Annotated in this window: 25 protein-coding genes and 1 tRNA gene; 10 read left to right on the forward strand and 16 right to left on the reverse strand. The window is 47.5% G+C overall.

Going from position 1 to position 26,403, the window contains the following annotated elements; genetic code table 11:
- The first annotated feature begins 19 nt into the window (after window positions 1–19).
- The 6 genes from GW591_RS12630 to hemW all read left to right on the forward strand — a co-directional run bounded on the left by GW591_RS12630 (window position 20) and on the right by hemW (window position 4,323).
- Complete coding sequence (locus tag GW591_RS12630) at window positions 20–739, forward strand: YggS family pyridoxal phosphate-dependent enzyme (RefSeq protein WP_013576830.1); 720 nt, start codon at window positions 20–22, stop codon at window positions 737–739.
- Between the two features lie 72 nt (window positions 740–811).
- Complete coding sequence (gene proC / locus GW591_RS12635) at window positions 812–1,633, forward strand: pyrroline-5-carboxylate reductase (protein WP_013576831.1); 822 nt, start codon at window positions 812–814, stop codon at window positions 1,631–1,633.
- 86 nt (window positions 1,634–1,719) lie between these two features.
- Window positions 1,720–2,274 (forward strand): YggT family protein, encoded by a 555-nt coding sequence (locus tag GW591_RS12640; protein WP_013576832.1) that lies wholly within the window; start codon window positions 1,720–1,722, stop codon window positions 2,272–2,274.
- Window positions 2,259–2,564 (forward strand): DUF167 family protein YggU, encoded by a 306-nt coding sequence (gene yggU, locus GW591_RS12645; protein WP_013576833.1) that lies wholly within the window; start codon window positions 2,259–2,261, stop codon window positions 2,562–2,564. Before GW591_RS12640 ends, yggU begins: the two co-directional genes overlap by 16 nt.
- Window positions 2,565–2,585: 21 nt before the next feature.
- A complete protein-coding gene (locus GW591_RS12650) occupies window positions 2,586–3,194 on the forward strand; it encodes an XTP/dITP diphosphatase (protein ID WP_121019746.1) in 609 nt (202 codons plus the stop codon).
- Window positions 3,187–4,323, forward strand: coding sequence for a radical SAM family heme chaperone HemW (gene hemW, locus GW591_RS12655; protein WP_013576835.1), 1,137 nt, complete (start codon window positions 3,187–3,189; stop codon window positions 4,321–4,323). Before GW591_RS12650 ends, hemW begins: the two co-directional genes overlap by 8 nt.
- 81 nt (window positions 4,324–4,404) lie before the next feature.
- Here hemW and GW591_RS12660 read toward each other — a convergent pair whose 3' ends face one another.
- The 4 genes from GW591_RS12660 to trmB all read right to left on the reverse strand — a co-directional run bounded on the left by GW591_RS12660 (window position 4,405) and on the right by trmB (window position 7,328).
- Entirely contained in the window at window positions 4,405–5,139 is a 735-nt protein-coding gene (locus tag GW591_RS12660; RefSeq protein ID WP_013576836.1) for a YggN family protein, read from the reverse strand.
- A gap of 24 nt (window positions 5,140–5,163) precedes the next feature.
- The gene (gene glsB, locus GW591_RS12665; protein ID WP_013576837.1) at window positions 5,164–6,090 is read right to left on the reverse strand and encodes a glutaminase B; all 927 of its coding nucleotides are present in this window, start codon (window positions 6,088–6,090) and stop codon (window positions 5,164–5,166) included.
- 192 nt (window positions 6,091–6,282) lie between these two features.
- On the reverse strand, window positions 6,283–6,609 hold the full coding sequence (locus tag GW591_RS12670) for a YggL family protein (RefSeq protein WP_013576838.1): 327 nt from the start codon (window positions 6,607–6,609) through the stop codon (window positions 6,283–6,285).
- Window positions 6,609–7,328, reverse strand: coding sequence for a tRNA (guanosine(46)-N7)-methyltransferase TrmB (trmB, locus tag GW591_RS12675; protein ID WP_013576839.1), 720 nt, complete (start codon window positions 7,326–7,328; stop codon window positions 6,609–6,611). Before trmB ends, GW591_RS12670 begins: the two co-directional genes overlap by 1 nt.
- A 244-nt stretch (window positions 7,329–7,572) precedes the next feature.
- Between trmB and mutY the strand changes: the two genes are divergently transcribed.
- From mutY to mltC, 3 genes are all read left to right on the forward strand, one after another.
- Window positions 7,573–8,628: an A/G-specific adenine glycosylase gene (gene mutY / locus GW591_RS12680; RefSeq protein WP_205569711.1), complete on the forward strand. Its 1,056-nt coding sequence runs from the start codon at window positions 7,573–7,575 to the stop codon at window positions 8,626–8,628.
- A gap of 33 nt (window positions 8,629–8,661) precedes the next feature.
- Complete coding sequence (locus GW591_RS12685) at window positions 8,662–8,934, forward strand: oxidative damage protection protein (RefSeq protein WP_013576841.1); 273 nt, start codon at window positions 8,662–8,664, stop codon at window positions 8,932–8,934.
- A gap of 76 nt (window positions 8,935–9,010) precedes the next feature.
- Window positions 9,011–10,090: a membrane-bound lytic murein transglycosylase MltC gene (gene mltC / locus GW591_RS12690; protein ID WP_013576842.1), complete on the forward strand. Its 1,080-nt coding sequence runs from the start codon at window positions 9,011–9,013 to the stop codon at window positions 10,088–10,090.
- A gap of 48 nt (window positions 10,091–10,138) precedes the next feature.
- Here the strand turns inward: mltC and GW591_RS12695 are convergent, their stop codons facing one another.
- From GW591_RS12695 to speF, 12 genes are all read right to left on the reverse strand, one after another.
- Window positions 10,139–11,272: a glycosyltransferase family 4 protein gene (locus GW591_RS12695; RefSeq protein ID WP_013576843.1), complete on the reverse strand. Its 1,134-nt coding sequence runs from the start codon at window positions 11,270–11,272 to the stop codon at window positions 10,139–10,141.
- A gap of 41 nt (window positions 11,273–11,313) precedes the next feature.
- The gene (locus GW591_RS12700; RefSeq protein WP_013576844.1) at window positions 11,314–12,318 is read right to left on the reverse strand and encodes a right-handed parallel beta-helix repeat-containing protein; all 1,005 of its coding nucleotides are present in this window, start codon (window positions 12,316–12,318) and stop codon (window positions 11,314–11,316) included.
- 1 nt (window position 12,319) lies between these two features.
- Window positions 12,320–13,504: a glycosyltransferase gene (locus GW591_RS12705; RefSeq protein ID WP_013576845.1), complete on the reverse strand. Its 1,185-nt coding sequence runs from the start codon at window positions 13,502–13,504 to the stop codon at window positions 12,320–12,322.
- Entirely contained in the window at window positions 13,501–14,082 is a 582-nt protein-coding gene (locus tag GW591_RS12710) for an acyltransferase (protein ID WP_013576846.1), read from the reverse strand. The genes GW591_RS12705 and GW591_RS12710 overlap by 4 nt, the downstream gene beginning before the upstream one ends.
- Window positions 14,075–15,160 (reverse strand): glycosyltransferase, encoded by a 1,086-nt coding sequence (locus tag GW591_RS12715; RefSeq protein ID WP_013576847.1) that lies wholly within the window; start codon window positions 15,158–15,160, stop codon window positions 14,075–14,077. The genes GW591_RS12710 and GW591_RS12715 overlap by 8 nt, the downstream gene beginning before the upstream one ends.
- A complete protein-coding gene (locus GW591_RS12720) occupies window positions 15,147–16,370 on the reverse strand; it encodes a hypothetical protein (RefSeq protein ID WP_013576848.1) in 1,224 nt (407 codons plus the stop codon). Before GW591_RS12720 ends, GW591_RS12715 begins: the two co-directional genes overlap by 14 nt.
- A gap of 7 nt (window positions 16,371–16,377) precedes the next feature.
- On the reverse strand, window positions 16,378–17,595 hold the full coding sequence (locus GW591_RS12725) for an oligosaccharide flippase family protein (RefSeq protein ID WP_013576849.1): 1,218 nt from the start codon (window positions 17,593–17,595) through the stop codon (window positions 16,378–16,380).
- Window positions 17,596–17,698: 103 nt separating this feature from the next.
- Window positions 17,699–19,849, reverse strand: a complete 2,151-nt coding sequence (locus GW591_RS12730) for a polysaccharide biosynthesis tyrosine autokinase (RefSeq protein ID WP_015690352.1) — start codon at window positions 19,847–19,849, stop codon at window positions 17,699–17,701.
- Entirely contained in the window at window positions 19,846–20,295 is a 450-nt protein-coding gene (locus GW591_RS12735) for a low molecular weight protein-tyrosine-phosphatase (RefSeq protein WP_081481103.1), read from the reverse strand. Before GW591_RS12735 ends, GW591_RS12730 begins: the two co-directional genes overlap by 4 nt.
- A gap of 6 nt (window positions 20,296–20,301) precedes the next feature.
- Window positions 20,302–21,432 carry a polysaccharide export protein gene (locus tag GW591_RS12740; RefSeq protein ID WP_041673164.1) on the reverse strand — a complete coding sequence of 377 codons (1,131 nt, stop codon included), beginning with the start codon at window positions 21,430–21,432 and terminating at the stop codon, window positions 20,302–20,304.
- Window positions 21,433–21,742: 310 nt separating this feature from the next.
- A complete protein-coding gene (gene wecA, locus GW591_RS12745; RefSeq protein WP_223509105.1) occupies window positions 21,743–22,837 on the reverse strand; it encodes a UDP-N-acetylglucosamine--undecaprenyl-phosphate N-acetylglucosaminephosphotransferase in 1,095 nt (364 codons plus the stop codon).
- 340 nt (window positions 22,838–23,177) lie between these two features.
- Complete coding sequence (gene speF / locus GW591_RS12750; protein WP_037033294.1) at window positions 23,178–25,340, reverse strand: ornithine decarboxylase SpeF; 2,163 nt, start codon at window positions 25,338–25,340, stop codon at window positions 23,178–23,180.
- A 706-nt stretch (window positions 25,341–26,046) separates the two neighbouring features.
- On the opposite strand from speF, the gene GW591_RS12755 reads away from it, so the two are divergent.
- A tRNA-Phe gene (locus GW591_RS12755) sits at window positions 26,047–26,122 on the forward strand.
- Window positions 26,123–26,403: the final 281 nt, after the last annotated feature.

Genomic DNA, 26,403 nt, shown 5'->3' on the forward strand with positions numbered 1-26,403 from the left:
GAAATCCTCCTGAGTCCCTATGAGCCTTAGTCAGCAAAACGCTATTGAGCAGAACTTACAGAATGTCCGCGAGAAAATCGCAGCCGCTGCACAACATTGCGGCAGGTCTCCAGAAGAAATTACCTTGCTTGCAGTCAGCAAAACAAAACCTGCGAGCGCTGTCGAAGAAGCGATTGCCGCCGGGCAGTTAGCGTTCGGCGAAAACTACGTGCAGGAAGGCGTGGATAAGATTGCCCACTTTGCCGGACATCAGCCTGCGCTGACCTGGCATTTCATCGGGCCATTGCAGTCGAATAAAAGCCGCCTGGTGGCGGAGAACTTTGACTGGTGCCATACCATTGACCGCCTGAAAATCGCCCAGCGGCTGAACGAACAACGTCCGGCCGGTTTAGCGCCTTTACAGGTGCTGATTCAGGTCAACATCAGCGATGAGGCCAGTAAATCCGGCATTGCAGTGGGCGATATCGCAGAACTGGCCCGACAGATTATGGCGATGCCCCGCCTGATACTGCGCGGCCTGATGGCGATTCCGGCAGTGGAAACGGATCACGCGCGACAGCTTGAGGTCTTCGGCAAGATGCGGGATGCGCTGAAAGATTTACAAAATATTTGTCCGCAGGCCGATACGCTGTCGATGGGTATGACCGATGATATGCCTGCGGCAATTGCGGCTGGCAGCACGATGGTTCGCATCGGGACCGCCATTTTCGGTGCCCGTGATTACAGCATAAAACAGTAACCTTTATCTTTGGGTTTACTGCTTTACTCTTGATAGGCTCAATTCAGCCCCCATTAAAAGCAAGGAGCATGAATGCAACATCGCAAAATCAGTTTTATCGGCGCTGGTAATATGGCGGGCGCAATTATTTCCGGCCTGGTCGAAAGCGGCTATCCGGCAAATCTCATCAGCGTTTGTGCCCCTTCCACCACGCATCGCGATGCGCTGGCTGATAAATATGGCGTGCAAAGCAGCAGCGATAACAGCGGCTGTGCAAAGGAGGCGGATGTCGTTGTTTTGTCGGTAAAACCGCAAATGATGGCCGATGTGTGTAAAGCACTGCAAAAAGACGTGGATTTTAGCGACAAGCTGGTACTGTCGATTGCCGCAGGCGTCAGTGTGGCGCGCTTCTGCGAGTTGCTGGGCGATAATCTGAACATCGTGCGTATCATGCCGAACACGCCATCTCTGGTCGGGAAAGGCATGAGTGGCCTGTACGCACCTTCTCAGGTTTCTCAGGCAGACCGTGATTACAGCGGCGAACTGATGACCGCCGTCGGGAAAATTTGCTGGGTCGATACCGAAGAAGGTATCAACCACGTAATTGCCGCCGCAGGCAGCGCCCCGGCGTATTTCTTCCTGTTTATGGAAGCAATGCAGGCTGAAGCGCAACGTCTGGGTTTCAGCGCTGAAACCGCACGGATGCTGGTTGAGCAAGCCGCCAGCGGCGCCAGTGCTTTAGTCGCCGCCAGTCCGGACACGCCATTGTCACAACTTCGTGAGAATGTGACGTCCAAAGGCGGCACGACGTTTGAAGCTCTGAAGGTTTTCACCGACCGTAAATTACCGGAGATTGTCTCCGAGGCCATGCAGGCCGCCATTACCCGCGCGCAGGAAATGGAAAAACTGTTCTAATAAGAGCAAATAATAAAATAACACTGCCCAAAATCATTCGTGTTGCGTCAAGACGACACGCGAAGGATGAAGGGCATAGGAGAATTATGTTAACGCTGACGTTTCTGGTTAAAACCCTCATAGATCTCTACGTGATGGTTCTGCTACTGCGCATCTGGATGCAATGGGCACGTACAGATTTTTATAACCCGTTTTCACAGTTCGTGGTGAAAATTACTCAGCCCATTATCGGACCACTTCGCCGGATTATTCCGCCGCTGGGCCCGATTGACAGCGCGAGTTTGCTGCTGGCGTTTATCCTTTGCACCATCAAATTCCCGCTGCTGTTGCTTATTCAAAGCGGCGCTATTTTCTTTGGTCTGAGCAGCCTGCTGATTGGCCTGATAGGGCTGGTTAAAGCCGCCGGTTATCTGGTGTTCTGGCTGGTGATTATCCGCTCGCTGATGAGCTGGGTGAGCCAGGGCCGCGGGCCGATGGATTATCTGCTGATGCAGCTGACTGAGCCGCTGATGGCGCCAATCCGTCGTATTCTTCCGGCGATGGGCGGCATCGATTTCTCGGCGATGGTGGTGATCCTTATCCTCTATATGCTGAATTATCTGGGGATGGATCTGCTGGGTGCGTTGTGGTTCCAGCTTTAAGCCCGGCGTTCTGGCAATCTGATGCGCTGGTTTTGCGGCTGGTTATCCAGCCCAAAGCCAGCCGCGACAGCCTGGTGGGTTTGCATGGCGACGAACTGAAAGTCGCCATCACCGCCCCGCCGGTTGATGGTCAGGCGAACACACATCTGGTGAAATTTCTCGCAAAACAGTTTAAAGTCGCCAAAAGTCAGGTCAGCATTGAAAAGGGCGAACTGGGCCGCCATAAACAAGTCCGCATTACACATCCGCAAAATATCCCGACTGAGGTCGCGGTACTGCTCGCAGAATAACGTTTACGTCAGGACTCTCCCATGCAGAAAGTCGTATTAGCTACCGGCAACGCCGGTAAAGTGCGTGAGCTCGCACATCTTCTGGCCAGTTTCGGGCTGGACGTGGTCGCACAAACGGAACTCGGTGTTGAATCTGCCGAAGAAACCGGGCTGACGTTCATTGAGAACGCCATCCTGAAGGCCCGCCATGCGGCAGCGGTCACCGGTTTGCCAGCCATTGCTGATGATTCAGGTCTGGCGGTGGATTTTCTCGGCGGCGCGCCGGGGATTTACTCCGCACGCTACGCAGGCGCTGATGCCAGCGATCAGCAAAACCTCGATAAACTGCTGGTGGCGCTGAAAGACGTGCCACAGGGTCAGCGCGATGCGCAGTTCCATTGTGTGCTGGTGTATATGCGCCACGCTGAAGACCCGACGCCGCTGGTGTGTCACGGCAGTTGGGCTGGTGAGATTACCTTTGCCGAAGCAGGCGAAGGCGGCTTCGGTTATGACCCGATTTTTTATGTTCCTGCGCTGGGCAAGACCGCCGCAGAACTGACCCGTGAAGAAAAAAGTGCGGTCTCGCACCGTGGACAGGCACTGAAACTATTGCTTGCCGCGATGAAAGAGGCTGTACAGAAGAATGCGTAAGTTACCGCCGCTGAGTCTCTACATCCATATTCCGTGGTGCGTGCAAAAATGCCCTTACTGCGATTTCAACTCGCACGCGTTAAAGGGTGAAGTGCCGCATGACGATTATGTCGCGCATCTGCTGGCTGATCTGGATGCAGACCTGCATCTGGTGGGCGGACGCAGTGTGGGGACGATTTTTATCGGCGGCGGAACCCCAAGTCTGCTGAGCAGCGAAGCGATGCAGAATCTGCTCGACGGCGTGCGCGCGCGTTTGCCGCTCGATGCTAATGCTGAAATCACCATGGAAGCTAATCCGGGCACCGTCGAAGCAGACCGCTTCAGCGGCTATCAGCGCGCCGGTGTGAACCGTATCTCCATTGGCGTGCAAAGTTTTGATGCGCAGAAACTGGAGCGTCTGGGGCGTATTCATGGCCCTGACGAAGCCACACGCGCGGCGCATCTGGCGACCGGCCTGAACCTGCGCAGCTTCAATCTGGATCTGATGCACGGCTTGCCGGATCAGACGCTGGAAGAAGCGCTGGACGATTTGCGTCAGGCTATTGCACTCAACCCGCCGCATTTGTCGTGGTATCAGCTGACTATTGAGCCGAACACAATGTACGCCTCGCGTCCGCCGACCCTGCCGGATGACGATGCACTGTGGGATATTTTCGAGCAAGGCGATCAGTTGCTGACTGCCGCCGGTTATCAGCAGTATGAAACCTCGGCGTATGCCAAACCGGGCTACCAGTGTCAGCACAATCTGAACTACTGGCGCTTCGGGGATTATCTCGGCATCGGTTGTGGCGCGCATGGCAAACTGACGCAGCCCGACGGGCAAATCCTGCGTACCGTAAAAACCAAACATCCTCGCGGCTATATGCAGGGACGTTATATGGACAAACAACATCCGGTCGAAACCGAAGATTTGCCGTTTGAATTCTTCATGAACCGCTTCCGCCTGCTGGAAGCCGCGCCGCGTGAAGAGTTTGGTCTGTATACCGGGCTGGATGAGTCGGTGATACGCGCACAGCTTGACGAAGCGATCACCAAAGAATATCTGGTGGAAACCGCCACGCACTGGCAGATCACCGGCAAAGGAAAATTATTCCTCAACTCACTGCTGGAGCTGTTTTTGGGGGAGTAAGGTGCAGTTCACAAAGGACGGTTCGTTTTCCAACAAAAAAACCGCGTAATCGCGGTTTTTTTGTGTCTGTCATTTAGCCGGTTACTTTTTCAAATCCGCCAGCAAGGCTTTGTGCTGAGTATCCAGATTCGTCACACGCTTACAGACGTCATCGCCAAAGGCTTTGAACTCTTTTTCCTGCTTGTTCCACTCTTCCTGAATGGCTTGCTGCAGCCCGCCAAGATTACCCATCATCGCCTGCAACGGATTCCCACCGCTGGTAGCCTGTTTGAGGCCCATTTCGTTGATGCTGTCCTGCATCACGCCGCCCATGGTTTGTTCCATCAGCTTCTGACCGTTTTGCTTAACCTGATCCACCGCTTTATGGTGGAAGGTCAGACCGTCGGCGCGGTGCTCAATGATCAGGTTCATTTGTTGCTTCAGTTGCTTGTCGAGCGTGACCAGACGGTTACGCACGTTGCTGTCGGTGCCCAGTTTCTCGACGATCACCCGATCTACCGCCACGCGGCCTTTTTCGAGATGCGCCGTCGCACCCTGATCAATCCACGGCAGGTCGCGGCGCAAACCGGCCTGATAATCGATCGCTTCCTGACGCTGTCTGGCGCTCAGGGTCATGTCTTTACCGTTGAGGGTCACGTTACCATTTGGCGTGATCAGCAAATCACCGCTGTTGCCGACCACCTGAACGGTCTGCGGCTTAATGATCACATCATCTTTAGGCTGTACGGCACACTGATAGTCCGCCTGTGCGCTCCACGCACTGAGAGCCAGCAACGCAGCAAGTCCGGTTTTTACCACTCCACTTTTTACTAACATGTACTCTCCCTTAAGACAGCAAACTCAAAAAATTGAACGGCCAATACGTTGCGCCAGTAGTTCTAAGGCAGCAATACCTGCCAAAGAGTTCCCTGCCGCGTCAAGTTCCGGCGACCATACCGCGATACACATCTCCCCCGGCACCACGGCAATAATACCGCCGCCGACACCGGATTTGCCCGGCATCCCGACGCGATAGGCGAACTCACCCGCACCATCGTACATACCGCTGGTCACCATCATCGCATTAATCTGCCGTGCCTGACGGGCATCAATGAGCGGTGTCTCGCTACCCAGCGGATGCCCTTTATTGGCCAGATACACAAAGGTGCGCGCCAGCTCTTCACAGCTCATGCGCAATGCGCAGTAGTGAAAATAGGTGTGCAAAACGGTGATGACGTCGTTGTCGAAATTACCGAAAGACTTCATCAGATACGCAATCGCCGCATTGCGGTCGGAGTGCTCAAACTCGGAACGCGCAACGTGCCGATCGTAGTTGAGATCTGCCGATCCGGCCAGCTGACGCACCACTTCCAGCATTCTCTGCTTCGGTGCCGAAAGCCGGGTTTGCAGCATATCGCAGACCACCAGTGCGCCCGGATTGATGAACGGGTTACGCGGTTTACCCTGTTCCAGCTCAAGCTGTACCAGAGAATTGAATGGCTGACCGGACGGCTCTTTGCCGACACGCTGCCAGATTTCGCTTTCCTGATAACGGGTCAGCGCCAGCGTCAGGCTGAGAACTTTTGAGATCGACTGGATCGAGAAACGAATATCGGCATCACCGGCACGAAAGATCTCCCCTTTCGTGGTACACACGGCGATTCCTAAATGATCGGGGCTGACTTCCGCCAGAGCAGGAATGTAACCGGCCACTTTACCCCGACCTATCAGCGGCCTGACCTGCGCAAGAATATCTTCCAGCAAACTGTTATCAAGTTCGGTACCCAACGTCCTGCCTCCAGATGTAACAAAGGTGCCGGAAGGCACCTTTATGAGATTCAGAGATCCTCAGGATCTGCCTAAATCATTCGAGTTGTATCAAGGCGACAACTGAACTTATCCCCGGGAGCTTACAAAAGTAAGTGACCGGGGTAAGTGAAGGCAGTCAACGCAGAGACAATTCGAAGGATGACGGCAGAATCAGTCCCACCAGATATCGAATAACTCAGAAACTTCCACGTCTTCCATTTTATGGTCTTCTAACCATTTTTTGACCAGCGCACGTTGTTCATCAGTGCAATGGCCGATGTCCTGACGGCAAACCAGACCTTCCCATTGCAGATAGCCACTGCCGTCGAAGGCCAGCTTGTTTGGCTCGATCACACCGTCAATGAATTTATCCAGTGATTCGTCAATGGTTTCTACCGCGGTACCTTCCGGGAAACGCCATTTTACAGAGAAGCCCAGTTCCTGGAACTCGGCAATGTGTAACTTCTTACGTAAACGACGACTGCGATTTGTAGCCATTATTGCTTCCTCTCAAACATCAGATCCCATACGCCGTGGCCTAAACGCTGGCCACGCATTTCGAACTTGGTCACCGGGCGGGATTCCGGACGCGGGACATAATTGCCCTCCTGCGACAGGTTCACCCAGTTTTCTAAACTGGTCATGACGTCAAGCATGTGCTCCGCATAAGGCTCCCAGTCGGTTGCCATGTGGAATACACCGCCCACTTTCAATTTTTTGCGCAGCTTCTCAACGAACTCCGGCTGCACGATACGGCGCTTATTATGACGCGCTTTGTGCCACGGGTCAGGAAAGAATAGCTGCACCATGTCAAGCGAGCCATCCGGAATCATTTTTTCCAACACTTCGACCGCATCGTGACACATTACGCGCAGGTTACTGACACCCTCTTCATGCGCGGTCGCAAGACAGGCACCGACGCCAGGCGAGTGAACTTCAATGCCGATGAAATTCTGGTCCGGGTTCTGTTTCGCCATCGTGACCAGCGAGGTGCCCATCCCGAAACCGATTTCCAGCACAACCGGTGCCGGGCGACCAAACAAGGCATCAATTGCCAGAGGTTCTGCCTGAAACTCCACGCCCATCACCGGCCAGAAATTGTCCAGCGCGAATTGCTGACCTTTGGTCAGACGGCCCTGACGGCGGACAAAACTACGGATACGGCGCATCGCGCGACCGTTCTCGTCGAACTCCGGTGAAATGACGTCGTTTTTCATGGTGTTTCCACTCCGATTGGCAAGACGCGGTACACGCGCGCGGATGCCTGTGCTTTGGTCACTGAATATAAGGAAAGGCGCATTATCCAAACTTACTCCCGATTAGCAAGGTTTGACGGCAGGAAATCCGTCAATACAGTGCGGAAAGTTCCGGTTTACAGCCAGACGGGAACTGTGATGTGATCAGCCCCGTCTTTTAACCCTGCCGGACTGTAATTCACCCATGATGGAAACCCCTGGTTTTATGGAAGCAAAAAGTTTTTCGCCGCTGGTGCTCGACTGGTATCAGCGCTATGGCCGCAAAACGCTGCCCTGGCAAATCGCAAAAACCCCCTATAAAGTCTGGCTTTCTGAAGTGATGTTGCAGCAAACGCAGGTAGCGACTGTCATCCCGTATTTTGAACGCTTTATGGAACGTTTCCCGACGGTGTCTGATCTCGCCGCCGCGCCACTCGATGAAGTACTGCATCTGTGGACCGGGCTGGGTTACTACGCCCGCGCACGAAACCTGCATAAAGCGGCACAAACTATCGTCAGCCAGCACAGCGGCGTATTTCCAACAACCTTTGATGAAATTCTTGCGCTGCCCGGCATTGGCCGTTCCACAGCGGGTGCCGTTTTGTCGCTGGCACTGAATCAGCATTACCCCATTTTGGACGGCAATGTGAAACGCGTGCTGGCCCGCTGCTACGCCGTTGACGGCTGGCCGGGCGAGAAGAAAACCGAAAATAAACTGTGGGCGATCAGTGAAGACGTCACACCTGCCGAAGGGGTCGCGCAGTTTAATCAGGCAATGATGGATCTGGGTGCGATGGTGTGTACCCGCAGTAAGCCGAAATGCGAGCTATGTCCGGTGAAGTCAGGCTGTGAAGCCTATGCACATCACAGCTGGGCAAAATATCCGGGGAAAAAACCCAAGACGACGTTACCGGAAAAAACGGCCTTTATGCTGATGATCCAGCAGGAGGATAAAGTCTGGCTGGAGCAGCGTCCGTCCGTCGGCCTGTGGGGCGGATTGTTCTGCTTCCCGCAATATTCGACCGAAGACGAACTCACGCTGGGGCTGCAAAAATACGGTGTTACGCAAAATGCGTTGCAGCAGCAGACCGCTTTTCGTCACACTTTCAGCCATTTCCATCTGGATATCGTCCCGATGTGGTTAAATCTGCGTTCTCCGGCAGGTTGCATGGATGAAGGTGCGGGTCTCTGGTATAACTTAGCGCAACCACAATCCGTCGGGCTGGCTGCGCCGGTTGAACGTCTGCTGATGCAATTAGCAAAACAGACCACTGGCAAATAACCGCCCCAAAAGAACGATCGATAAGGAATTAGCATGAGCAGAACGATTTTTTGCACCTTTCTCAAGCGCGATGCCGAAGGGCAAGACTTCCAGCTGTACCCTGGCGAGATTGGCAAACGTATTTTCAATGAAATTTCTAAAGAAGCCTGGTCACAGTGGATGGCCAAACAGACCATGCTGATCAACGAAAAGAAACTCAGCATGATGAACCCGGATGACCGTAAATTGCTGGAACAGGAAATGGTGAATTTTCTGTTTGAAGGTCAGGACGTTCATATCGAAGGCTACACCCCGCCATCAAAATAATCATTTGTAACAATGGTTGAAACATTAAGGCAGGCGCTCCGGGCGCCTGCTTCTTTCAGCAGAAACGGCTTGTAAGATGAAGAAAATTTTAGCTTTGCTGATTATCGCGCCAATGTTGATCTCCTGCTCCGGCAGTAAGAAAAACCAGTTCAACGAAGCTTATGTGAAAGATACCAACGGATTCGATATTTTGATGGGGCAGTTCGCCCATAACATCGAAAACATCTGGGGCATAAATGAAGTGCTGATCGCGGGTCCGAAAGACTACGTGAAATATAGCGATCAGTATTACACCCGCAGCCACATCAACTTTGATGCGGGTACCATCACCCTCGAAACCATTTCAGGCACCGATCCGGCCGCCAGCCTGCGTAAGGCAATTATCAGCACCTTGCTGGTGGGCGATGACCCGGGTAACGTTGATCTCTATTCAGACGTCAACGATATCCAGATCAGCCGTGAACCGATGTTGTACGGTCAGGTTCTCGACAACACCGGTCAGCCAATCCGCTGGGAAGGCCGCGCAGCCAGCTTTGCCGACTATCTGATCCAGAACAAGCTGATGCGTCGTCAGTCCGGTCTGCACGTGATTTATTCCGTGACGATTCAGATGGTGCCAAACCACCTGAATCAGCGTGCGCATAAATACCTGCCGATGATCCGGGAAGCGTCCGCGAAATATGGTGTCGATCAGTCGCTGATACTGGCGATCATGCAAACAGAATCGGCCTTTAACCCGTATGCGGTCAGTAATGCTGATGCGCTGGGTCTGATGCAGGTTGTGCAGCACACCGCAGGCGTAGATGTATTCAAATCTGAAGGGAAATGGGGCAAACCGAGTCGCAGCTATCTGTTTGATCCGCAGAACAATATTAATACCGGCACCGCGTATCTGGCGATGTTGCAAAACGTGTATCTGGGGAATATCAGCAACCCGACATCGCGTCGTTATGCGGTGATTACTGCTTATAATGGTGGGGCGGGCAGCGTGTTGCGCGTGTTCTCAAGTAATAAAACTCAGGCGTTTAACATCATCAACAATATGTCACCGGGCGATGTCTACACCACCCTGACGACCAAACATCCGTCCGGGGAATCGCGCCGCTATCTGTATAAAGTGAACAATACTCAGCGCAGCTATCGCCGCGTGGATTAGCATTTTGTCAGCAAATGGCCCTGAAACGGAGGCAGAATAGCCGCCGTTTCAGGGCAAGACTTGTTCGATCGCCTTCAGATAACGGGAAATAACGATCTTTTCATCGAACTCCCTGACCATCTTTTTCCTGCTCTCATTACCCATTTCCAGGCGTTGCACATGAGTCATATTAATGAGCCGCTCCATCGCCCGCGTTAAGCAGTCCGTATCTTGCGGCTCACACAGAAAGCCATTTATCCCGTCATCTACCGTATCCTGACAGCCAATATTACGGGTGGTAATCAGCGGCTTTCCCATCGCTCCGGCTTCAAGTAATGATTTCGGCACGCCTTCACGATAAAAAGAAGGCAGCACAATACAATCAACCTGCGCGATTTCCTGCTCAACATTATCGGATGTCCCCAGATATAGAATATTACCTTCCTCAATCCAGGCGGCCATACGCTCAGTCTTCACCGCTGCCGGATTGCTAACATCCAGAAATCCCAACAAGCGAAATTCGCAGCGTTGACCATGACGTTTCTTGAGTTTACGTGCGGCTTCAACATAATGCTCAACCCCTTTGGAATAAAGCATGCGTGCAATCAGGGTGAAACGCACGACATCATCGTCGGGTGCCGGTGTCACATTAAAACGAACCAGATCAACCCCAGAACCCGGTAACCGTTCGGTATGTAAGTAATCAGGTAGCATTTCAGTCAGGAATAATTCGCGGTCATCCTCATTTTGGAAAAATATTTTGGCCGCGTAGCGCTGGCTGAACCGATACAGGTGCTGACAGATTACCCTTACCATCCCTTTGCTCATGAAAACACTGCCCAGTCCGGCGATATTATTAATGGCTGGAATATTCAATACCTTTGCTGCGAGCGTAAAGTAGATATTATTTTTAGGTGTAAAATTCAGAATGACATCCACTTTTTCTTTACGTAACACATACCAGGACGAAAGCAGAGTAATAGAATCTTTAATAATGCTAGTCCCACCAGAGTCTATTTTCACTGAAACGGTTTTACATCCCAGTTCAGCAAGCCGGTGAGTATATTCATCCACAGGTGAGATGGCTATAACCTGATAGCCACTCTCTAACAGCGCAAGAATAGTATTTTTACGAAAATTATAAAGATACCAACTGGTGTTGGCGGTGATTGCGATGGTGTTTTTCTTATCGATTCCGTTCAAAATTATAGTTCCTTTTTGTGGCAGAAAATAACTTTCAACTCTTATTGCAATACATCCTGATTTATCCTTAAAGATTTCCAGCATGAATCAGAATACTTTTCTATTGCAGGAAGATTGTTACCTGTCGCAGCATTGACATTACAAATGCTGTAATCTCCTTTACTTGCAGATGAACTCCGATTATCAAAAATGTGAAAATTATTATTAACATGAATTTTAGGAATTGCCGATTTGATGAGAATACCTCTGACAACCTTGTCGAAGATATTACCTTTGATCGTGACGTTATCAGGAACAGTCCCTCCCGCATGCCTCAGGCTTATCACAATAGCAGCCATTCCATGCACATCAGTGAAATGATTACGACTGATCATAATGTTATAAATGCGCTGAAGCGAAGTGTTAGGTTCCAGATCAATGCTGCCTGGCATTCCTTTACGTGAAATACGGGTAAAGCGATTTCCATCAATAAGGATATCATGCCCGTCAATAATACTAATGCCATTACGGTTACTGAAGTTAACGCCGTCAAAGATGACGTTTCTTATCACAATATGGTGGTTTGAAACAACATTCCCCTGCCCGACATAAACTCCATCGCCACGAAACCCTGTGAGGTTTAAATTTGAAAGCGTAACATCGTGCGCATTGAATATACTGATCAGAGGATTATGTTCTGCAAAGCCGTTTTTTTCTGCGCCGCCAATAAAAGAAATCCCCGAAATTTGCACATTACTGACAGCCCTTGTGCTATCGCCCGAAGAAATATTTATCACGCCAACAGTATCCGGTAAGGTAAAAGTCTGTTGAATTTGCGCACCTTTTTCACCGGAAAGCGAGGTATTGCTGTCAATGAAGAGAGGATGACTGAGGAAACAGCCAGGGTGAATTATTTTAATCTGCGTATTTTTTATTTCCCTCTCTTTAAAAAAGTGATAAATGTCAGGCGTAATCAGGCAGTCAACGATGACTGTCTCAGCCCGACATAAAGAGCCGCTCATCAGCACTATCAGTACGACGCAACAAAAACAAAGAGGATGTTGCACCCTAAGCGCTCCTGCGGGAAAGCAAATAATCTTTATAGTGGCTGAAGAAATCAAAGCGAATTCTTTCTAATAACTCAGGTTGATAAAAACGCGCCTTATTAAACGAGTAGTGCGCCATCATTAACATTTCATGACGGTTATTCAGTAATTTCTCAATGTTTTTTGCCAACCCATTGGCATCATCGGGCTTATGCAAATATTCGCTTTGACATAACTCAGGCATTCCTCCGGCAGAACTGGTGATCACGGGGCAGGCTCGCGACATGGCCTCTATCACAGCCCGTGGCAACCCTTCCTGATTACTCGGCTGCACATAGAGATCGACAGTATCAAGAAATGAAAAAATGTCTTTCCCCGGCGTCCTTGGTCCGGAGAAAATAATATTGTCACGCAGGGATAATTCATCAATCATTTTAATATTCTTGAATTTACTTCCCGCACCCGTGATTTCAAGAACGATCGAAAAACCTCTTTTTTTTAGCCGATAAATTGCTTGATAAAGGGTATTAAAACCTTTGTGTGGACTGTCAAGAGAAGCAATCATACCTATTTTGAAAGGCCCGCTGGAAGACGCAGTGATTTTATGCAGCCTTTGATTAAGAACATAAGCCGAAGTCGGCAATAATTCTACGTTAGAAGCAGACACTACATGATGTCTGTTGGGATAGCGTTTTTGCAAAAAACTGCCTGTCACATAAATAGCACCCCAGGCTTTTTTAATCGCCTGCTTCACTCGCCAGGTTAATACCGGGGCATAGAGTAATCCTTTCAATGAGCCGTATCCGACCATCGCATCCCAGGGGCATGCGACCACCTCAACGACATAAGGAATATTCATCTGCCGCGCAAGCTTTGCGGTAATAAGACCTGTTTCGCTGGGTAACCTGATCACAACGCCATCACAGCCCCTGAGAGCCTCTTTAATTGCGATGACATTTTTACGGGAGGGTAATAACACAGACTTCAAAGAGGAATGATTTTCTATTTTTTTGAAAACCATTCCGTTGCCGCTGGCCAGAGTCCAGTGCGGCGAAAATGAGGAATCACTTTTATAACGGGATAAAACTATTATTTCATCAAAATGATGCAAATACCGGGCAAAAGCAGAATAAGGAAGTTTACCAGGAGAATATACTTTCTCATCGTGATGAATAAAATAGTGGTCATGCGCAAAAACCATTTTCATGGTAATTCCTTAACTTTCATTGCAGGAGATCCAGCATACACCCCCGCAGTCAGGTGTTTTTTGGTAACAGAATTCGCCGCTACCACGACGTCAGAATCAATGACCGAACCTGCCAGGATCCTTACTCCGCATCCCACCCATACATTTGAAGCAATACAAACATTTCTCAGGTCGAGCGACTGATATTTAAAGGGCTGTCCGCACAATTCGTAACGATGTTCAAAGGAGATGATCGAAACAGAATGTGCAAACGATACATCACTGCCCACAGAAATATTTCCGGCAGCATCAACATAAGCGCGTTCATGAAAACTGATATTACTACCCAGTGAGAGGTTTTGCGGATTTTTGAATACGCACCATCGTCCGATATAGACATTCTCTCCGCACGTTTTTACCAGCGTACGAATAAGAATATAACGGATCCCTACCCCGATTCCTCCGGGAAAACCGGAGAAGACATCCAGAAGATAAGCGCGGAAAATTTGCGGTAAAAGAGACGTTATGGCACATAAAACGAGAATAACTCCCCGCCAGCGACGAAAAGACGCACGGCCAGTTTTAATATTTTCAGGCATATAACCTCAATATTTCTGTCGCATTCTGCCCGATTGAAAAACGGCCTGTTATAACATCAGTATTAATTTTTCTCGTTGCTGACTGAGTCATCAATACATCAATCTCTGACGTCCATGCGCAGAGATCGCTGAGTGACTGATGGGAAATACGCTCAGTCACATCAATAAGCCGCGGAACGTGCAAGGACGCGATGACCGGCAATCCGGCAGCCTGAGCTTCAATAGCCGCAAGCCCGAGACCTTCGTGCAGCGACGGGAACAGGAACACATCCATAACATCGCGTAAAATTAACAATGCATCGTTTCTTGCGCCGGTCAGGATAACTTTGTCAGCAAGACCCCGCTCAACGGCTCTTTTGTGTAAGTCTTTTCGCAAACTTCCTTCACCGACAATCAGTAAACACACATCTTGATCCCGGTATTGCGACAGTATTTCAAGCAGGAATTTGTGATTTTTGACGGATTCCATTCGCCCGACGGTTCCCAATACGAACGTGCTTTCAGCAATGCCCAGATCATGTTTAAGGCTGGTGGGAGCAGTAGACACAAGACGATGGAAATCTTTACCACAGGGAATAATATTGACCACAGGCGCCCCTGTTTTATAGTGGCAACGCGCTGAATCTTCACTTACCGCGACGCAACAGGTTGAATAACGCTTAGCCAGGAAAATTTTGAAACTGATTTCAACGCGTTTTATCGGACCAGCATTTTGGTAGTGCAGCGTTCGATCTGAATGAGCATGGGAAATAATCCGTCCTATTCCACACCTTTTAGCAATGTACGCCACGAGACCATTATTGAAGCTGACATGACTATGACAGACGTCATATTTGTTCTTCCTGAAAACGGAGAATAAGGCAGCCAGGTATTTCAGCGGTTTTTTATAAGAAGGAATATGTATTATTTTGCAATCCATAGCTAATAAAGCATCTTCGTAAAACCCTTTATGGGGCTTATCGACGATAAAGGTGTGTTGAATACTTCCTGAGGTTTCTATCGCAAAATCAAAAAGCCAGCTTTCAATCCCACCGATATCCAATTGACCTAACAGGTGTACAACTTTAATTTTCTTCATCTGATGTCCCTGAGGCATAGGTTCTTAAATAAAGGAGTATGGAGAAAATAACCAGTGGCATAATTAGCAATTGTTTTCTGAAAACGGCATCCCCCACGCTTCCAAAAGTATAATCGGTACGGATAGCGTAGAACCCAACCAACGTCATTACGGCAGAATAAATCAGGACACACATAATCGATGACATCAGTCTGGAGTCCAAAATGAGTGTGGTATATTTTATTGTTCTGATAAGCACAAAAACTATAGTCACAATGACACAGAGCGCAGGTAGTAATGTAAACCCTTCATAATTCATCCACTGCGCAGGGTTAGGGGCCATATACATAAAAGCAAAAATCATTGGCCAGTTAATAATCAGCAGAATAGATTTGAAAAATGCGGCCAGCATGAGAATAAAAAAAGCTCCTAACGTGATGAACTTCATTGCCCGGTAATATTCCAGAGTAAAAACCACATACAGAAGTGCCGTTACGGGAGAATAAGGTCGGAGCAGGAAACAATAGCCAGCCAGCATCAGTATCACAACGGCCTTGAATAATCGCATCACTTTCCCCTGCGTCTTACAAAAATCGACTAACGCCAAAGCCAGAAGGATTGTCAGAAAGAGAATGAATATATCTTTACCAAAAACTGAAGAGAAATAATTAAACGTCGGAGAAACAATAATCAGGGATATCAGAACACAGCGAAAATCAACTGAACTCACATTAGAAAACAATCGACTCATTGCCGCGATGCTCATCAATTTAAACATAAAATTGAAAATAACAATATAAAATGGATCTTTGGCAGGCATCAAACTATAAAATATATGAACTGGCACCCCGAAAATAAAGAAAGATCCCGGCCCTTCAGTCATGCCGTTCTCATGCATTGCGGCCATTCTCGCCACAGCACCGGATAAAATTTCACTCAGCGAATTATTTGACAGTAAAAAATTATAATATCGTACGGCATCTATTCCGGGGAAAATATTAAAAACATTAATACAATAAAAAGTATAGATAGCAGAAAATAATAATGCCGCAATGATCAAATAATTATACCGGGCCCCAGGAATGGTAATCGCGGGAATGCTCAACGCGGTCAAAGTAAAAATCACCCCGCCTGCAGCATCACGGGCATCAAAAATAAGATGTGTTATACACACAGAAGTGAGCATCATCAAACAAAGGTAAATAACACCACGTTTAAAATCAATATTCACTGTTACCTCACTGGTCGCTTTCTGTCACAGGCCTGAACACAGTTATATACATCAGCAAAGCAACAAAACTATTTGAGAAAAACAATACCCATGGTACAGAAAACACATTCATAAACTTACAGACCAAGAATAATATGACACAGTGAATAACCCCACCTGTAAAAGTACAATAAGAAATTGCTTTACTCTTCCCATAAAAAAAACAAGTCGATGCCATAATCAGATAGAACCCCTGCGATAAAAATGCAGGAACCATAATGACTACAAATCGTTTAACGTCCTTATACTCCTCACCCGCCACCAGATTGTATATTCCCTCGGGAATTAACTGTGCCAAAATGGTTACCAGTGTGCTCAGAAAAAAATACCCAACGAAGATCAGCGTAAAGTGTTTACGGCTGATTTTATTATTTTTCAACTGACTGTACAGGTGAGGTGTTAATGCTTTATTCAGGGCCATCAGCACCACAGTAATAATTACGCTTAACTGAAATGATGCAGAGTAATTTCCCAGCGTGGAACTGGAAAAATAGTTACTGATCATAATCCTGTCCAGTCCTGACCGGGCCAGGAAGCTCATATTATGAATAATGAGTGGAATACCAAAAAGTAGCAATTGTGATGATGTTTTTTTAACGGTATCAAAACAAAAATCAGCCTGCTTCAGCCAGTTTCTGTTGGACCATGAAGAAATAAATATTGAAATCAGGAAACCAAGAATAATCGCGTAAACCCTGATTTCATAGCTTACCTTAAAACAGTACAGGAACAATAATGTGATAACGAATGACATTGCTGCATTAAGGACTTGAGCAGTCATGTATTTCTTCGCTTCTTTCCTGGACTGATTAATCGATACGAGGTTTGTATAAATACATTGAAAATATCCCGCAATCGCGGCAAGAATAATTATATCACTCGGATAAAAAGCATATACCCCAGCAACGCAAAGGATAAAGGCAACGGATGATATAATGACAGAGGAGAAGAAATAGTCTGCCGAGTTGTAATCTTCTTGCGTATATTCGTACTTAATTATTGCGGCAGATGCGTTTAGTCCAATGAAGACAAAGAAGACCGCAACATAGGCATTAAATAAGGATATTTTCCCATACTGCTCAGGGCCTAAAGCACGTGAGAGAACAGGGAGAAGAAGGAAGGGGAAGATTTTTACAATCAGTTCCCCTCCGACATAAATAATACTATCACTGAATATCTTTCTCATTATTTTTCACTAACTGGCATGATAAGCATCGTGATTCAGTCTTGATTGTCAAAAATAAGAATCTCTGTTAACCCCTGCAATATCAAAACTCAGTGGTAAACTCTCATGTTTCAGGCGAATGATATTCATAAATTTCTTTTTTCCCATAGTTATAAAAACCAGAAGGTTTATTAACTACTGCGTTGAGTATCACTCCATTAATATCAATGTTATTTCTGTTAAATACTCTGATTGCGGATTCTATTTCACGCACTGTGCTCTGCTCAAATTTAGCGACCAGCATAGAAATACCTGCGTACCTACCTATAATAACGGCATCGCTTACCGCAAGGACTGGTGGCGCATCAAGTATGACGAAATCATAATTGTCTGAGGCCCAATGAATAAGATCGTGATACTGCTTACGCAGCAAAAGCTCTGAAGGGTTTTTTGACCACTTCCCGCGAGTGATAATATCCAGTCCGGGGATTTTAGTACTCTGAACAGCTTCCTGACACGTGATTGAACCCGTAATCGCATCGGTTAACCCGACGTTCTTAACATCGAAGATCCGATGCGCATATCCTTTTCGCATATCACAGTCAATATATAAGACCCGCTTGTCAGCCTGACTCACCACCACTGCAAGGTTGGAGCTGATGAATGTTTTCCCTACCTCCGGAGTGGCACCGGAGATCATCAACACATTTGAACGAGCTTCCATCATCGAGAAATACAAACTGGTTCTTAAATTCCTCAGAGCTTCTATCGCAATATCTGATGCTTTTTCAAGTGCTAACAAACTAACAGGCCGAGTATCACTCATAGAATGAGAATAGTGATCATTCCTCCACTCTGACAGAGGCACATTTGAAACGACATTAAGACCGATATCTTCAAGTATTTCTGCGGAGTCGATACCCTGCTGTAATGAGACCTGTGCCAGTATAAATCCAACTGATGAAATCAATCCCAGGCAAGCAAAGATAAATATTACCAGGACTTTATCAGGCTTAACCGGTTTTAATCCTGTGACGGCACTGTCGATAATTCTGACAGAGCCAATAGTACTTGCCTGGCTGATTTTAAGTTCTTGCTGCTTATTCAACAACTGCATATAAACGAGCTGACCCGATTGGACATCACGCGTCAATCTGACGACTTCCTGTTGCGTCAGAGGTAAGGTGCTGACTTTTTCATTCAGATTTTTCTTTTCATCTTTCAGAACCTGGATTTTTTCAATCAATGCTAAATAAGCCGGATGTTGTGTTGTATATAACTTTGAAATTTCGGTTTCTTTAAGGATAAGCTGATTAATCTGACCATCGAGTTGCACCATGCTATCGAGAGTTGATTTTGCTTCCATCGGTAAATCTACGGAATTGTTACGGCTTCTGAAGGCGTTTAATTTCGTTTCCGCGATTCCGAGATTGTTTTTTACCTGCGGAAGCTGACTCTTAATAAATCCCAGACTTTTCTCCGCTTCTTCCGCTTTTCGGTGAATACTTTGACGAGCATAGCAATCAATGATTGTCTGAAGGATGCTCTTAATTTGTTTACGATCCCTGCCATTGTAGCTAATAGTCAAAATACCGGTATCTTTGCCCTGATCGATGACGTTGACATTGGCTCGTAACTCCTCAATGACCTTGAGTGTTTCAACTTTGGTAACAGAAAACTTATCTCCCTTAAGAGCATGTATTTCGTTCACTTCAATACGAAATTCAGGAGTTTCCAGCATCTTCCCTGCCGTTCCAGATACGGTAGTACCGGACGGTGACGTTATCTGATACTCAGCATCATTGAGAATTTCAAGCGTATAAGAACCTCCGATAACACCTCTGCGTGGCTCAAAGATATCCACCGCGATCCGCGGTACTCCAGGCTGTGAGTAACGTCGTATCGCCTCTCCAATGATGGGGAAACTGATAAAACGAACTTCAGTATCCAGATTCAGTTTAGCAACCGTTTCTCCAAGGATTGCCCGGGAGGTAACCAGTTGCATTTCTGTTGCAGAAACAGGCGATTTCGCCGGCAATAATTGCGAGATATTACTCATCATGTCGATTTCACCTGAGTGATCGACCTGAACTAAAGCGTCAGCATGATAAACCGGAGATGATAAAAAGGCATATAACAAACCGATAAAGACAAAAATAAAGGTAATCACAATAATAATGTATCTTTTATCAATGATAGCGCCCATATTTTTACGTAAATCAAACTCGTCCGGGATACATTTATTTCCTGACTGACCCGTCATTTTTCCAATCATTTTAAACCCTGATAATTTAAAGCAGCCTTCCAGCCAGATACTGACTCTTTTATAAGAGAGAATATATAATCAAATGCTTCCATATCTTTTCCATAAGGATCGGGAATTTCTTTCCGCTGATTCCAGTGGCCCAGCAGCATAATTTTCCCTCTGATTTCGGGTAAAGAATGAGTGATGGCACTGATATGTGTCCGCTCCATCACCAGAATAAGATCAAACTCCTTACCCCTTTCTGGTGTGAACGGCTTCGCCTTATGATTTTCCAGTGATATCCCGTGGCGTTCTGCCACCATTTTTGCCATGTGATCAGCCCTTTGTCCGTTAAGCGCAGATAAGCCTGCTGACTGTATATTTTTTTCAGGCAGACATTGTTTCATCAAGGCTTCGGCAATCGGTGAGCGACATATATTCCCCACGCACACCACCAGGATAGAATTAAATATCACCTTTTCTTACCAGTTTCGAATATAACGGGCAGTTTCGGTCAGATCATGAACCCCGGTAATGGTTGGCAATAATTGTCCGATAATACGGTTCCATTTAGCCAGCGGAGCTGTCGTCACATAAACAATATCGTAAGGCTCAAGCTGGAATTCGGTTCCCAGCACCAGTGCCGTAGCATCGCTTGCATTCAACTGGTAGATGTTCGCTATTTTCTTTTTAGCATCCCCTTTCAGGGTTCTGATGACAAATACCCCTGTGGCATCCGACGTTAACGGATCCATGCCTTCGGCATTAGAGAGGGCTTCGGTCAGTGTCATGCCGCTACGATCCATGCGAAGTGTCGTTTGCTTTTTCACTTCGCCCATCACGAACACTTTCAGCTCGTCGTTTCTCGGGACATAAAGGATATCTCCCGGCTCAAGCAAACGGTTCTGCCGCATATCTCCATGCTTCATTAAAGACTGCAGTGAAATGAGAGATTTCTCGCCATTATGCGACAACACGATATTATTCCAGTCCGCATTTTCACTTAATCCCCCCGCCAGATTAATTGCGTCCATGATGGTCATGGGAACGTTAGTGACAGCTAACTGACCGGATTTTTCCACCTCACCGGTGACATAGACTTTCTGCGAGCGGAACGTCGCAACATTGACATCGACCTGCGGCGATTGAATATATTGGGTGAGCCTGGCGGTAATATCACGACGAATTTCAGAGGTCGTTTTGCCTGCCACGTTGACCATCCCTATGTAAGGGTAAAATATGGCACCTTCGGCGTTAACCCAGTTCCCGGCATCGCCGGCACTTCGATACTGACCGGCAGGTGTCGTCAGTTCAGGATGATCCCATACCGTAATTGTTAATATATCGCCGATGCCAACATAGTACTGGTACTTGTTAACACGTGAATCAAGGTCGCTATTGACTGTCGCAATGGCAGGGTGACGAACAAGTGACTCCACCAGTTTAGGCGTGATGGGATAAATATCGACCATTGCATTAATATCCTGATAAGGGCCGTTTTCTTCCACGACATTTTTACCCGAAGTACTTATACCGATACCAGGCGATAACGAACATCCACAAAGCGATACTACAAATATGATGAGTGGAATAGTAACAATCTTAACTTTCATAACGTTTTAACCGTTTATTTTCATGGGGAGTAGATTTAATGGTGTTGTTTTTAGCAAAATCTTCACAAGGAGTCTGGAGGGAATATTGTTACTCAATTTAGGGATCGATAAATATTGCGATAGCATTGAGTATTTTTTCACGCTACCGCCCATGGATGTTGTAGACATCCATTAGAATAATAAAATCACCAATAAGTCCTTTACAAAAAATTTAATATTAGCCAGTCTCCGCTTAAAAAAAGCAGAATTTAAACATATCTATAAATTAGTATAAATGCCGACGACAATAACAGATCGTTTATCGTCGTGTTTATTGTACTGATATTTCTATGGTTTCATTATTATTCTCATCTCCCGGGGAGACTTCTGAATATTTTGTATGAATCGCCAGCCAGTGACGAACAAAACAATAGATGACAAAAATCAGGCAGAATAAAAATAAAGACAGCAGTTCATTTACTTTAAGAATATTTAATCCGATACCAAATGCATTCATCAAAAAAGAGCCAAGAAGAATAATACTGAGAGTTTTTTTATTGGAGAAACCATAATTTATGAGCAAGTGGTGCAGATGCGTTCTGTCTGGCTTGAAAGGAGAATGTCTTCGGATGAGACGCCCAAACATCACCGCAACCAGATCCATCAGTGGGACAGCGATCAACCAGATTGCGGTTGCAGGTGCCATCACGGCGTTATATTCCCCGGTGGCCAGCATGATAGCCCAGATAACCGTAAACCCAAGGAATGTACTCCCCGCATCTCCCATAAAAACTTTCAACCTGGAACAGCTGACATTCAGGATAATGAAAGGAACAATTGCCGCAATAAAAAGCTGACAGTACAGCGCCATAGGTATTTTCCCTGCCACAGCAAAGCAGATTGCCAATCCCGTAAATGACAGAATACTTAACCCGCCTAACAGCCCGTCAATTCCGTCTATCATATTGAAAGCATTAACTGATGCCCAGACAGCCAGCAATGAGACGGGGAAACTTAAGATCCCCAACCTAAGCTCGTAATTGTTCCACAAATTGCCGAAAGAGCTAATATATACGCCGTCAGACATAATGATAATTGCACCTGCCGCCTGAACAATCACGCGAAGAAATACTGAAAGAGCATAGCGATCGTCAAGAACACCGATACAAACCAGAAGGAAGCTACTCATCAGAAAAGCATTATTGTGCGCAACGGAAGGAAAAAAAAGTAAATTTATTACTACCACCGTGAGATAGATAGCAATGCCGCCTACCAGCGGAATATTACTGCTGTGTTTTTTTCTGTAATCAGGCTTGTCGACCAGTTTTAATTTAATACTTACAGCCCTGGCCGCCAGTAAAAAAATAAAACAAATGATAGGGGTGACAAATAAAAATCCGTACATCCCGTTAACATCCTTTTCCATGGAGTTTTTATTTTAACAGTTGAAGTAAGCTTGGCAATTTATAGGAACGGAAAGTAAAAAGCAACATCTGGAAACAAGTTTGATTTGAAAGTTGAGAGGGAGAACATGAAAATAACACGTACAACTAATATCACACAAAGCATACAAAAAACGAATTATTTTCTGCAATTAATAACGCAAACAAATAATCAAACGAACTAACACAGACTATTTATATTAATGGCAATACTTGAAACAATAAAACATTCACAAAGCATATCAATATCATAAATAATGGAGAGGTTATTGCCTCCCCATTATTTTAAAACCAGCAAGCGGATAATTTATTTTTTACAGCAAATTACGCAGAAACCACATACCCCATCACGCGCTTCCAGCCGACCGTTTTTTTCTCAATATACACACCCTGCAATTCTGGGGAGAAACCCGGCAGCAGATTGATACCTTCTTCCAGCGCCATAAAATAGCGCTGAACCGCCCCGCCCCACAGTTCGCCCGGCACGACACATAGCACGCCAGGAGGATATGGCAGCGCGCCTTCCGCAGCGATACGGCCTTCGGCATCACCAATTGCCACCAGCTCGATGTTATCGCGGATAAACTCGTTATGCGCATCCTGCGCATTCATCACTACCTTCGGGAAACTCCTCTCACGGAACATCTCTTTCTGTAACTCTTTCACATCAAAGCTGACGTAGAGATTATGCATTTCCTGGCACAGCTGACGGATGGTGTAATTCCGGTAGCGGTCTTCGTTTTTGCGATACACCGTCGGCAGCACTTCGCTGAGCGGCGCATCTTCTTCGATGTATTGCTCAAACCGCACCAACTCTTCCACCAGCAACTGCATTTTGGCCGGTGTTTCCGCCGGGGTAAGCAGGAACAAAATCGAGTTCAGGTCACATTTCTCCGGCACGATGCCATTCTCGCGCAGATAGTTCGCCAGAATGGTCGCCGGTATGCCGAACTCCGTGTATTTACCGCTGGAAGCATCAATGCCCGGCGTGGTCAGCAGCAGCTTGCACGGATCAACGAAATACTGTTTTTCGGCATAACCGTCGAAGGCGTGCCAGCGTTCACCCGGCACAAAATCAAAGAAACGCACATCGTTGGCCATTTCATTGGTTTCATGATCCTGCCAGCGTTTGCCGCCGACGGTTGGGGGAACAAACGGTAAAATCATCGAGCACTGATCAAGCAGCATTTTGCGGGTTTCGATGCCGAGCTTCACGCACTCCATCCACATGTGTTTTCCGCTGCCACCGGCATGAATGCGCGCATTGACGTCAAGCGCGGCAAACAGCGGATAAAACGGGCTGGTCGAAGCATGCATCATAAACGCATTGTTGAGCTTTTTATGGCTGCAATGACGCTTCTGGCCTTTGATGTGATTGTCTTTTTTGTGGATCTGCGAGGTCTGCGAGAATCCGGCCTGCTGCTTATGTACCGACTGCGTAACGATAATGCCAGGGTCATTTTCGTTCAGCTCCAGCAGCAGCGGCGAGCATTCTTTCATCATCGGGATGAATTGCTCGTAACCGACCCACGCGGAATCAAACAGGATGTAATCACACAGATGACCGATTTTATCGACCACCTGACGCGCGTTGTACACGGTACCGTCATAAGTACCAAGCTGGATAATCGCCAGGCGGAACGGACGTTTTTCAGTCGCGCGATGTGGCGCCACTTCTTTGATTTGTGCTCGCAGATAAGTTTCATCGAAACAAGCCGCATCAATGCCGCCGATAAAACCGAACGGATTACGTGCTGTTTCGAGATAAACCGGCGTAGCGCCCGCCTGCAACAGCGCACCGTGATGGTTTGATTTGTGGTTATTACGGTCGAACAGCACCAGATCGTCGCGGGTCAGCAGCGCGTTGGTGACGACTTTATTGGCCGCAGACGTGCCGTTGAGCACGAAATACGTTTTATCTGCGCTGAAGACTTTAGCCGCATACTTTTGAGCATCTTTCGCTGAACCTTCGTGGATCAGTAAATCGCCCAGTTTGACGTCCGCATTACACATGTCGGAGCGAAAAATATTCGGGCCATAGAAATCATAAAACTGGCGCCCTGCCGGATGACGACGGAAAAACTCGCCGCCCTGATGCCCCGGACAAGCGAAAGTGGCGTTCTCCATCTCGACATACTTTTTCAGCGTATCGAAAAACGGCGGGAATAAGGCTTCTTCATAAACCTGTGCGGCAGACTCAATCTGCGCGGCATAAAATGCCTGATTGGCGTCCGATAGCGTGATTACGCCTTTCAGCAACGGCAGAAACTCAGGTGAAACCTGCTCTGTACCCTGCACCGCAACAAACGCGGGAATACCAAATCCCAGCGTTTCAATATCCGCCAGCCTGCCGTGGTTCAGGTCACCGACAGAAATAATGATGGCCGCAACGTCCGCGTAATCGGCGCGACGCAGGTCAACGACCAGACGTGCTGTCTGGAGATAAGGGGCGACGGAAGCGCTTGCTGCAAGTTTTAAGTGTTTCATTCAGGCTCTCAAACGGTTAAGTAAGAGGGTGTGCCAGGTGGCACGGCAATGAGCTGGCGCATACGTCATTAAAGGTATAGAGCGCAGAGTCCAGCCCGGCAAATGACGTTGGCTAAAGCGAGATATCGAGTGCAACAGAACAATGCCGGTATGGCAAAGTGGTGACAAATCGGGTTTCAGGCCAGGCCACGTCTGATAGACAACATTAAAATCAGAGAACTGCTCTGTTTTATTCTCTGTTTTTAATAATGCCTGACAGCGAGCAAACGGTAGCCTTACCGCATGAAAGAGACTACAAATGGAGGAAAACTGAAATCGTGGTGTTTACAGCACCCGGAGATCATCATCAGATTGTTTGTGCACTGACGAACAGTGCGATGTGATAAACCAGCCATGCCGCAACCCTCTTGAGCTGTCGCGTGAAAACGGGATCAGAGTTGTTTAATAAATCGGCGCAATAATGGCATCTTTTACCCCCCTGTTCAACCCTGAACATTGCGCGAATTTCTTACAGAATGCGACATAGATTACGCCCGGAATTTCCGCGCTTTTCGGGATTATTGCCGGGTACGAACGGGGTAAGCGGCCTGAACCCTAAGTTAAATCGTCAAATTGTCGTAAAAAGCATCAGTCGGTTGACGAACCCCGCGGTTGTCACAAAAAGCCGTTGACGGCACATGCCCGATACGGTTTAATGCGCCCCGTTGCCCGGATAGCTCAGTCGGTAGAGCAAGGGATTGAAAATCCCTGTGTCCTTGGTTCGATTCCGAGTCCGGGCACCATATTTAAAGAAACCCGCCTATGGCGGGTTTTTTGCTTTCAGAGATACGGACTCTCCATCGAACTTCGTTCGATGACTCGCCTTGACAGGCTCGCCCTGCGGGCCAACGGCAAAGCCGTTGTTCAAACGCCTGCGGCGTTAGTCCGGGTCCGGGCGCCCTATTTAAAGAAACCCGCCTATGGCGGGTTTTTTGCTTTCAGAGATACGGACTCTCCATCGAACTTCGTTCGATGACTCGCCTTGACAGGCTCGCCCTGCGGGCCAACGGCAAAGCCGTTGTTC

Origin of the sequence: Rahnella aceris (assembly GCF_011684115.1) — a bacterium.
Lineage (GTDB): Bacteria > Pseudomonadota > Gammaproteobacteria > Enterobacterales > Enterobacteriaceae > Rahnella > Rahnella aceris.